The organism is Gilliamella sp. Fer4-1 (genome assembly GCF_001690515.1).
Lineage (GTDB): Bacteria > Pseudomonadota > Gammaproteobacteria > Enterobacterales > Orbaceae > Gilliamella > Gilliamella apicola_C.
This window is the reverse complement of record NZ_LZGZ01000350.1, coordinates 1-4,904: the sequence shown is the minus strand read 5'-3', so window position 1 is coordinate 4,904 and position 4,904 is coordinate 1. Positions and strand designations below refer to the sequence as shown.

The 4,904-nt window shown below is 36.1% G+C and carries 3 protein-coding genes; all 3 read left to right on the top strand.

Features of this window, described 5'->3' with window-relative positions:
* Positions 1-342 precede the first annotated feature (342 nt).
* The 3 genes from rne to A9G30_RS11975 all read left to right on the top strand — a co-directional run bounded on the left by rne (position 343) and on the right by A9G30_RS11975 (position 4,900).
* Complete coding sequence (gene rne / locus A9G30_RS11985) at positions 343-3,039, top strand: ribonuclease E (protein WP_065589094.1); 2,697 nt, start codon at positions 343-345, stop codon at positions 3,037-3,039.
* Between the two features lie 171 nt (positions 3,040-3,210).
* Complete coding sequence (locus A9G30_RS11980; protein WP_176700914.1) at positions 3,211-4,047, top strand: ABC transporter permease subunit; 837 nt, start codon at positions 3,211-3,213, stop codon at positions 4,045-4,047.
* Positions 4,040-4,900: an ABC transporter permease subunit gene (locus A9G30_RS11975; protein WP_065583066.1), complete on the top strand. Its 861-nt coding sequence runs from the start codon at positions 4,040-4,042 to the stop codon at positions 4,898-4,900. Before A9G30_RS11980 ends, A9G30_RS11975 begins: the two co-directional genes overlap by 8 nt.
* Positions 4,901-4,904 lie beyond the last annotated feature (4 nt).

Below are 4,904 nucleotides of genomic sequence, written 5' to 3'. Positions count from 1 at the left end.
CATTATAATGAGATAATATGTTTATTTTAAACAATTGCAGAAAGATTAAGTTTGTTTGCTAAAACCAGTGAAATATTCAGGTTTGCAAATTAACCATATTGATAGCGTCAATAAATTATATACTTAGCATTTTACAAAGCGTTGTGTCTGGTGCGCTATGTTGATGCTGTGTAAGCGGTATCGGGTTCACATAAAATAATAACAAAAATAACATAAATAAAATAATGAATGCCGTATACAAATATTTAGTTAAGTACCATTATTCATCATTGTTAAAATAATCACTTATCAATAATAAGATTCTACCTACAGTTAATTAAGATTAATGAAGAGTGTAGAATAATGAAAAGAATGCTAATCAACGCAACCCAGCAAGAAGAGTTGCGTGTTGCGCTTGTTGATGGCCAACGCTTGTATGATTTAGATATCGAAAGCCTTGGACATGAACAAAAAAAAGCGAATATTTATAAAGGTAAAATCACTAAAATTAACCCAAGTTTAGAAGCTGCGTTCGTTTCTTATGGTGGTGAGCGCGATGGGTTTTTACCTTTAAAAGAGATTGCTGAAAGTTATTTCCCATCTAATATTTCAGGTCGTCGTAGTATAAAACATCTGCAAGAAGGACAAGAAGTCCTTATCCAAATTGAAAAAGAGATTCGCGGTAAAAAAGGCGCCGCTTTAACAACTTATATTAGCTTAGCAGGTAGCTATTTAGTCTTGATGCCTAATGATCCTCGTGCTGGTGGTGTGTCGCGCCGTATTGAGGGTGAGGAACGAGCTGATTTAAAACGTATTATTGATGCCATCGAAAAACCTAGAGGTATGGGGGTAATAGCTCGAACTGCGGGTGTTGGAAAAAGCCAAGAAGAGCTACAACAAGATTTAGATGCATTAGTTAACTATTGGACGGCAATCCAGAATGAAGCTAAAAAGCATCAAGCACCCAGTTTAATTCACAAAGAAAGCGATATTATCACGCGAGCATTTCGTGATTATTTACGCGATGATGTGGGCGATATTTTAATTGATAATCCTAAAGTACTTGAAATTGCTAAAAAACGGTTAGTCGATTTAGGGCGAGTTGAGTACGTGAGCCGCTTAAAGCTTTATGAGGGAGATGTGCCACTATTTAATCATTTCCAAATTGAAGGTCAGATTGAGTCGGCATTCCAACGTGAAGTTCGCTTGCCTTCTGGTGGTTCAATTGTGATTGATGCGACAGAAGCGCTTACAGCTATCGATATTAACTCAGCTAAATCAATCCGTGGTAGTGATATTGAAGAAACTGCATTTAATACTAATCTTGAGGCGGCTGAAGAAATCGCTCGTCAGTTACGTTTACGTGACTTAGGTGGTTTGATTGTTATCGACTTTATTGATATGACACCTGTTCGTAATCAGCGTGAGGTGGAAAATCGCCTGAAAGAAGCAATGAAGACTGATCGTGCTCGTATCCAAACAACCCGCATTTCACGCTTTGGTTTGCTAGAAATGTCTCGTCAACGATTAAGTCCTTCATTACGCGAAGCAACTCATCATATTTGCCCACGTTGTCAAGGAACAGGCACAGTTCGTGATAGTAACTCATTGTCTTTATCTATCCTTCGGTTAATTCAAGAAGAGGCGATGAAAGATAATACTGTACAAATTGATGTTATTGTTCCAGTACCAATAGCTAGTTATTTACTCAACGAAAAACGTCGTGCTATTACTAATATTGAAAGAATGCACCCTGATGTCAAAATTGTGATTGCTGGTGATGAAGAGATGGAAACGCCTCTTTATAAAGTGATTCGCAAACGCGTGGGTGAAGAGACTGATGTGCTAAGCTATAATCTTCCAAAATTGATTCGTGAGCTTGAAGAAGAGGAAGATGAGCAACAAGCTGTTGAAGTTATTGTTGAGCAAGCTGTATTATCAGGTCCGAAAGTTGAGGCATGTGTCGCACCAAAAGAAAAGACTGAGTCAAAAGCTAAAAAATCAGGTAGCCTATTTAGTGGGTTATTTGGTAAATTGCGTAAACTGTTTGTCACAGAAAAAGTGGAAATTCAGCCAGAGGTTAAGCCGAAAACGACCAAAAGACGAGATCAACGTTCAAACAATCGACGTCAACGTAATAACCGAAATAACAGCTTGGCTGGTAACACGAATACCGTTGCAGCAAGTTCTACTGAAGATGGCAAACCGTCGAGTAGAAATAATAATCGCAGAGCTAAACAAAATAGTAATGCAAATGCTAACCTTTCAAACTCAGCCAATCATTTTAAAGCTGATAAAACCTCGGATGAGGTGGTACCCCCAAAACAGCGTGAGGTTAGACCAAGGCGCCAACAACGTGCATTAACGAAAAGTGTTCGTGTAAAAAATGTTGATATAGCCAGACAAATTGAACAAGAAAGAGTCGTTATTCCTTCTTTATTGTTGCCAATTATTGTTTCTGAATCAGCGCAATACAATAATATTGCATCGGAATCTCAACCGAAGCGTCAGCGCCGTACTTCACGGCATTTACGCATGAATGGGCAACGGAATAAGCGCCGAGTTCGTAATATAGAGCTAAAACAGTCACCAATGCCGCTTCCATTTGCAGCAGCATCATTAGAATTAGCATTAGGTCGAGTGGCTGTTGATTACAGCCAAATAGCAAATGATGCGCAAAATATTGTAGTACCAGTTATCCCTTCGCTCTTACTTCCTGTTATTGTAAAAAATGAAGAGGAAGTAAATCATGTTGATAGCGTTATTATGGATACGCAGCCAAAAAGTTCTTTATTTGCAAAAACTCAAGAGAATTTGAAAGATAGTCAGAAAAATAGTAATCATAATGATTTGGCAATTAATGATTCACTATCAACAGGCTATTCTTCTTCAGCGATGGCTAAAGCACCTGCGCCACAATATGCGGCTTGCGATGTTGAAATAAAATCGCGTGAAGAATCAAATTATCATTTTGAGGGTAAAGGCCATGCTGGTGGTTTAAGCGCACAAAATCATGCTTATGCTGCAGCAAGTAAACCGGTAATACCGGATAATCAATGAGTAAATTAAAGCACGGTGAGCTATTTTTATGCCACCGTGTTTTATTTACTCAAATAGCAATAAAGATAAATAATGATTATCTATATTTTCAAAAAAATAGTAACCTGTTTATTTATTATCTGCGTGTTGGCTCAGATTAGTTTTTGTTTAGTTTATTTTGCCCCCCATTCAATGTTTAATTTTAACAATCTAAGTTTTGTCGATAGTTATTGCGCTTTTTTTAAACAGTTATTGCAAGGGCAATTTAGATTGTTAACGGGTGAAACTGTGCCGTTTTTTCATACCTTATTGACTACATTTGAACTTTGTATTCTCGCTTTATTAGTGGCTTTATTTATTGGATTACCTTTGGGGATCTTTCTTGGTCTTAGTCATATTAATTGGCTAAATAATACGATTCGTTTGGGATCTTTATTATTGTATTCTTGCCCTATCGTTATGTTGGTTGTTGTCGTCATGTATTGGTTATCACCAACTTGGTCGGTATCGATGAATTTTGATGTGTCACCAGTAGTCGCTGGCACTTCGTTATTGGATATTTTTGGCGCATCAAAAACTTTTAAATGGCACGTATTATTTGAGCAACTGCACAATTTGTTTTTGCCTATCATTATTTTAGCCATTCAACCGTGCATTATGACTATTCAATTAGTCAGTCAAAATGTGAAAAGTATATCGCGCCAGAATTTTATAAAAATGGCGATTATTCGTGAGCGATCGCCATTTAAAGTTTTGCGTCGACACTTGTTGCCTAATTCAATCCCAGCGACCATTCCTCAGTTGACATATAATACAACTACACTGTTATTTTCAACTATGGTAATTGAAATTTTGTTTAATCGAATAGGATTAGGGCAATGGGTGATGATCGCGTATCGTCATCACAATTATTTTATTATATCTATTGCAATTCTAGCTTGTGGTTCTGTCATTAGTTTATTAACGTTATTAGGTGAAATTTTGGCAGTTGCTATTTACCCTTTGCGTCATAAGGAACATTATGTTTAGACTAGCTAGATTACTTAAAAATATAAAATTAAGCTTTAATCGCTTACATAGTAATCTTTACTTAATTGTTGGTTTTTACGGGATATTAGCGATCGCATTTATAGCATTATCTACCAAATGGTTTTTTCATGCCCATTTAAATCCTATCTATCCCTCTTGGTTACCGCCTGCTTGGTGGCCCAATGGCGATATCAATCATATATTAGGCACGAATGCTAAAGGGCAAGATATTTTTGATTATTTGTTAATTGGTTATCGTTCGACTATGTCAATGACATTGAAAGTAGTATTTTATGTGGTTGCTGTTGGTGGATTAATTAATTACTTAATGTTTTTTATATCATTTATACGATCTTTCGTATTATTTATTTTTAAATTTTGTATGGTCGTACCGCCACTACTTGGTGTGATTGTAATTAGCTTATTATTAGAAGATGATATTACTAATATGTTATTAGTGATTGGATTATCGTACAGTCCTCGCTTTATTTACAATATTCATCAACGCGCTATCAACGAGTGGAATAAAACGTATATTACGGCTTACAGGCTTGACGGATTATCTTCATTTTCAATCTTAAATCATTATATTATACCTAACATTTTACCTGTTTATTTTACTGAAATTGTTTCACTATTTTCTTCAATTCTTTTAGCTATTACCACTATAACTTTTTTAGGCTTTGCTAATGATGTTTCCCGTCCAGATTTGGGAATGATGATGTTTCAAATGAAAGATATCATTGCAACCAATTATTTGGCCTTTTTATCTCCAGGTATTGCGGTTTCAACAACAATTATTTTGGTTTATTTATTCAACTTTGGATTGTATGGTCGCCGAGCAGGACATTAACGAT